This is a genomic window from Erythrobacter rubeus (genome assembly GCF_014705715.1).
In the GTDB taxonomy this organism is placed as follows: Bacteria; Pseudomonadota; Alphaproteobacteria; order Sphingomonadales; family Sphingomonadaceae; genus Erythrobacter; species Erythrobacter rubeus.
Window position 1 is genome coordinate 1 of record NZ_JACXLC010000002.1, and the last position, 1,558, is coordinate 1,558.

Below are 1,558 nucleotides of genomic sequence, written 5' to 3' on the forward strand. Positions count from 1 at the left end.
GGTCGCGCTCGACGCTTCGGGCAATTTCGACGACTTGGATGGCGATGCGCTGACCTTCTCGGCGACTGGGTTGCCTACGGGTCTGAGCATCGATGCGGCGGGCAACATCACCGGTACGATCGATCCGTCCGCATCGCAGGGCGGTCTGGCCGGCAACGGCGTTTATCAGGTCACGGTCACGGCCGATGACGGCAATGGCGGCACAGTAAGCTCGACCTTCTTCTGGACGATCGACAACCCTGCGCCGACCGCTGCGAACGACACGGCTTCGACCGACGAAGATGTTCCGGTCAATATCGATGTGCTTGCCAACGACAACGATCCCGATGGCGATGCGTTGACGGTCATCTCTGCTTCGGCTCCCAATGGCACGGTGGTGATCGAGGCCGACGGCACGCTCACCTACACGCCGGATGCGGACTTCAACGGCAGCGATACGATCATCTACCAGATCAGCGATGGCGAAGGCGGCACATCGACGGCGTCCGTCACCGTCGCTGTTTCTGCAGTTAACGATGCACCGGTGACGGTTGGCCTGCCTGATCTGACAGACGGCAATAACGAGTCGACCAACGTGCCGCTCGGCGCAGCATTCTCAGATCCCGAAGGCGACACGATCACGTATAACATCACCGGCCTGCCTGATGGACTAACCTTCGATCCGGCGACTGGTACGGTTTCAGGCACGACCACCGCAACAGCCTCAACCGGCGGCCCCGGCAGTGATGGCATCTATACCGTCACGGTCACCGCCGATGATGGCAATGGCGGCGTTACGTCGGCCACTTTTACCTGGACGATCAACAACCAGCCCCCCACCGCCGTGAATGACAGCTTCACCGGCACTGAAGACACACCGCAAATCCTCGACGTGCTGGCGAACGATGTCGACCCGGACGGCGACCCAACGACACCGATCGTGATCACTAGCGCAACCGCAACAAACGGCAATGTGCTCGTAAATCCGGACGGCACAATACTGTTCACACCAGCTCCCGACTTCAACGGGGTCGCGACAGTCACTTACACCATCGAGGACGCGAATGGCGAGCCTGCCACCGCCGTGGCGACGATCAACATCGCGGCAGTCAACGATCCGCCCGAAGCAACCCCGCTGTCTGACAGGGCTGATCAAGATGGCGACCCGATTACTATCGACGCATCCACCCTGTTCACCGATGTCGAGGGCGACACACTGACCTATTCAGTCAGCAACCTGCCCGCCGGTCTCTCGATCGATTCCGTCACTGGCCTCATCACCGGCACAATCAACTCAAGCGCCAGCCAATTCGATGGCGGCGTCTATTCATCGGTCATCACGGCTGACGATGGCAATGGCGGAGTGACCAATCTGATGTTCGTTTGGACGGTCACCAATCCGCCGCCGACCGCTGCGAACGACACGGCTTCGACCGACGAAGACGTGGCCGTCAATATCGATGTGCTTGCCAACGACAGCGATCCCGATGGTGATGCGTTGACGGTCATCTCGGCCAATGCGCCCAACGGCACAGTTGTCATCAATCCTGACAACACGCTCACTTACACGCCGGATGCA

The 1,558-nt window shown here is 60.1% G+C and carries 1 protein-coding gene; it reads left to right on the forward strand.

Annotation, left to right across the window (positions count from 1 at the left end):
• The coding region (locus IB285_RS14925; RefSeq protein WP_190789161.1) for an Ig-like domain-containing protein at positions 1–1,558 on the forward strand (1,558 nt) is incomplete at both ends.